Genomic DNA, 3,788 nt, shown 5'->3' on the forward strand with positions numbered 1-3,788 from the left:
CCAGACATAGCGATCAACCTCTCTAATTTATATCCAGTCCATGATGGTAAAAACCATCATAAACTAGACATTTTTGTTGGTGAGAACATAGACACGTTAAATGGTTTCTAACACATTAATTTCGTATAACAGCCATTATGTTAAATGGGGAGTGATTTAGTGGAATATTCTTTAATTTTTTATATGAAAGAAGATACCTTGAATCGTGTCAAAAGAAGCATAGATTTTTTATCCATACCTCTAGTGTTCATTCTTTATAGTAAAATTTTAATCGTTAAACCCACTAAAGCAGAACCGATGATGACTCTGAGCACACTTTGATTAAATTTAAATAATGCGACTACAGCTAAAATTGCAATAATGGCAGAGATATAATCAAAATTCCCTTCAAAACCCTGTGGCCAAAGCACGTGGTAACATAAAAAGAGTGCCAAATTTAAAATTACGCCCACCACGGCAGCGGTAATGGCGGTTAAAGGGGCAGTAAATTTAATTTGATTGTGTGTGGACTCTATAACAGGTGCTCCGGCTAAGATAAAGAAAAATGAGAAAATAAAAGTAAACCACGTGACGATGATTGCACCTAATGCACCTGCAATAAATTGATGTTCAGCACCCAACAGCGAATGGTTATAAGCTGCTAAGAAGCCGACAAAAGCCACCACCATGATCAATGGGCCGGGAGTACTTTCACCTAGGGCTAAACCATCGATCATTTGAGTTGGGGTGAGCCAGTGATAAAAACCGACAGCGCCTTGATAAACGTAAGGCAGAACAGCATAAGCACCACCAAATGTCAGAAGTGCAGCTTTAGTAAAGAACCAAGCCAGTTGAGTATAAGAATGACTCCATCCCAAAACTGCTGTTAAAGAGATGAGTGGAATTGCCCATAAAAGTGCTGAAATTACAGTTATTTTGATCAGATGAGACCATTTAAAAACAGCATGTTCAGGTGTAGGGGTATCATCATCAATAATTGCACGTCCATAGGATTTTTGACTGGACTGATGTGCATTTAGCTTAAATAAATCAGGATACTTTTTACCGACCAAATAACCCGATATCGCTGCACATAAAACGATTAAAGGGAAAGGAATATTAAAAATAAATATTGCAAGAAAAGCGATAACTGCAATCGCCCATAGAAATTTATTCTTTAATGAACGACTGCCAATACGATACGTGGCATGAAATACAATTGCGGCAACTGCGGGCTTAATGCCATAAAACAAACCGGCAATGATCGGGACGTCGCCATATTTCACATAGACCCAAGACAGCCCAATGAGGATAAAAAGAGAAGGTAGAACAAATAAAACCCCTGCAACGATGCCACCTTTGGTTTTATGCATTAACCAGCCAATATAAGTTGCAAGTTGTTGAGCTTCGGGGCCGGGTAAGAGCATGCAATAATTCAATGCGTGCATAAAACGCTGTTCTGAAATCCATTTTTTTTCTTCAACTAACTCTTGGTGCATAACAGCGATTTGCCCGGCAGGGCCACCAAAGCTAATGAATCCCAGTTTTAACCAAAATTTGAATGCTTGCCAAAAGCTGATAGATTCAATTTCTGTTTCATCTATTAAAGATGACTTATTATTCATGTTAAATTCCTTTGAAAGTCTGCATATAAGCCATCAAAAATATGGTTTGAAAGATGGAGTAATTGATCATCATCTGTGATCGTGCTTCTTAAGCCTTGCAAGATTTTTTCAATGCCTAAGGCTTCGGCAGGCTCATTTCCCCCAACATCTAAAAAATGAACAATTTCAGCGATTTTATTTAAAGCAGGGGTTTGTAATTCAAAGCTATGCATTAACACTTCAAAAGTGACTAGATGATTGATATGGGTAAATTGGGCATCATCAAAATCAAAACCTAAGGTATCTTTGGGGCAATCATTGGGATGCTCTAACCAAATAAATTTTGCCTGAGGGTCTACAAATTTCTGAATGATCCATGCCGATGCCAAACGGTCAACCCAAGGACGCTTTCTGGTTGCCCAGATTTTATTTTGAAAATCTTGCTTGCATAGGACTTTTAATTGCTGTTCAAAATTATTGGGTTCATCGTATTCACCTAACCGGGCAATAACTTGTTCTAATCGGGTGAGTTCATTCAGTGTTTTGCTTTGATGAGTATTTGGGAAAAAATCTATTTCTATCAGTGAATTGAGGTTTTTTCTTAATTTTCGAATCTGTTTGAGATGTTCTTTTTTCTTATTTTCCTCAAGCGTATTTTGTATTTGTGAAATTTCAGTTCTCAGTTCTTCATATTCTCCAGTCCTGTCGAAAAGTTGAGCAAGGTCTAAATGTGCAGGAGGTTCAGTCTGAAAGATATAGGCATGCCCATGTTCATTAAGATGATCATGAACAACAGACTCGAATTTTTCAGAATGTGCTTCGGGTAAGAGGTAAACACCATCTCTTAAAGTTGCTGCACCATTTGACTTTAATGAACGCCAAATTCGCATTCTTGCGGTTGTGCTTTGACTGGGAAGTGATGAGATCAGTAATGATATTTTCATGTTATAAAATCAACAAATTTTGTTTATCTTATAACAATTTTAAAGGATTAAAAATAGTTTTCCTTTAATAAGAATATATGTAAAAGTCATAAAAGATTTTTCTATCCTTTAATAGTAAATTCAACAGATGCTTATAACTTAGCAGTTTGTAAAATAGAACTTTATAAATCTACTCATCTAGGAAATGCACATGGTCTGGCTTATTGCTAAGTACGCTCTAACTGCTGGAATGGTCATACTTATTTCAGAAGTTGCTAAACGTAGTGACCGTCTAGGCGGATTGATTGCAGCCTTACCTATCGTAACGATACTTGTGCTGATATGGATGAAACTTGAGAATCAAGACCCGCAGAAAATTTCAAATCATGCTTGGTATACCTTTTGGTATGTAGTACCGACATTACCTATGTTTTTAGCATTCCCAATACTTTATCAGCGTTATGGATTTTGGCTATCTCTAGCCATTTGCTACGTAATGACCATTCTTCTTTTTCTTGCATGGGCAGCTATATTGCACCATTTCGGTATTGATTTGCTGTAAATGAACTAGGGGCATGAATGTTAGTTTTTCTAAAATTAACATAATACACCTTATACGAAATACTTGATATTTATCATTAAATTTCAGTATATTAGATCAAGCCGTTGTGGGGCATAGGGTACCAGAGCGGCTTTTTATTGATTATTTATGTTCCACGCTTAAAATTCGAACAATGTTTCATGATTTTTATAAGTTAAACTAAATTTAGTTGCCAATCCCAATAAGCTATTCACTAACTTGTAAATATCGGTATACCGCCTGACGACTAATCCCAAAAGCTTTTCCTAATGCCATTTTTGATGGATACTTCCCTTCCCTCCATGCTTGTCGTAAAGCTTCAGCTTGGTCAGGCTTTAGTTTATGCACCCGACCTTTGTACTTCCCCTGAGCAGAGGCGAGTTTTATTCCTTCCTTTTGCCGCTCTAAAATGATCTCACGTTCGAACTGTGCAAAAGCACCCATCAATTGCAGCATCAAATTATCCATCGGGGTGGATTCGGCCGTAAAAGTAATATTTTCTTTTACAAACTGGATGGCAATCCCTCGTTTGACCAGTTTATCTACTTCAGTGACCAAATCTTTCAGGCTTCGCGCAAAACGATCCATGGAATGTACAATCACCCTGTCCCCTTCCCGGACATAGTTCAACATTTCCTGAAATTTAGGTCGGTCAGTATTTTTACCTGAAGCACGGTCAACAAAAATCCGGTCGACTTCAAT

General features: G+C 37.4%; 4 protein-coding genes. 1 reads left to right on the forward strand and 3 read right to left on the reverse strand.

The window, feature by feature from the left end:
* Positions 1 to 254: 254 nt before the first annotated feature.
* Positions 255 to 1,604, reverse strand: a complete 1,350-nt coding sequence (gene chrA, locus B3D47_RS02155; RefSeq protein ID WP_005098231.1) for a chromate efflux transporter — start codon at positions 1,602 to 1,604, stop codon at positions 255 to 257.
* Positions 1,601 to 2,527: a chromate resistance protein ChrB domain-containing protein gene (locus B3D47_RS02160; protein WP_005098232.1), complete on the reverse strand. Its 927-nt coding sequence runs from the start codon at positions 2,525 to 2,527 to the stop codon at positions 1,601 to 1,603. Before B3D47_RS02160 ends, chrA begins: the two co-directional genes overlap by 4 nt.
* Positions 2,528 to 2,717: 190 nt before the next feature.
* Here B3D47_RS02160 and B3D47_RS02165 point away from each other — a divergent pair, with 190 nt between their 5' ends.
* A complete protein-coding gene (locus B3D47_RS02165; RefSeq protein ID WP_004644745.1) occupies positions 2,718 to 3,068 on the forward strand; it encodes a DUF3147 family protein in 351 nt (116 codons plus the stop codon).
* A gap of 225 nt (positions 3,069 to 3,293) precedes the next feature.
* Here the strand turns inward: B3D47_RS02165 and B3D47_RS02170 are convergent.
* A partial coding sequence (locus tag B3D47_RS02170) for a recombinase family protein (RefSeq protein WP_286859692.1) occupies positions 3,294 to 3,788 on the reverse strand: 495 nt, incomplete at its 5' end.

The organism is Acinetobacter sp. UBA3461, assembly GCF_002381195.1.
In the GTDB taxonomy this organism is placed as follows: Bacteria; Pseudomonadota; Gammaproteobacteria; order Pseudomonadales; family Moraxellaceae; genus Acinetobacter; species Acinetobacter schindleri.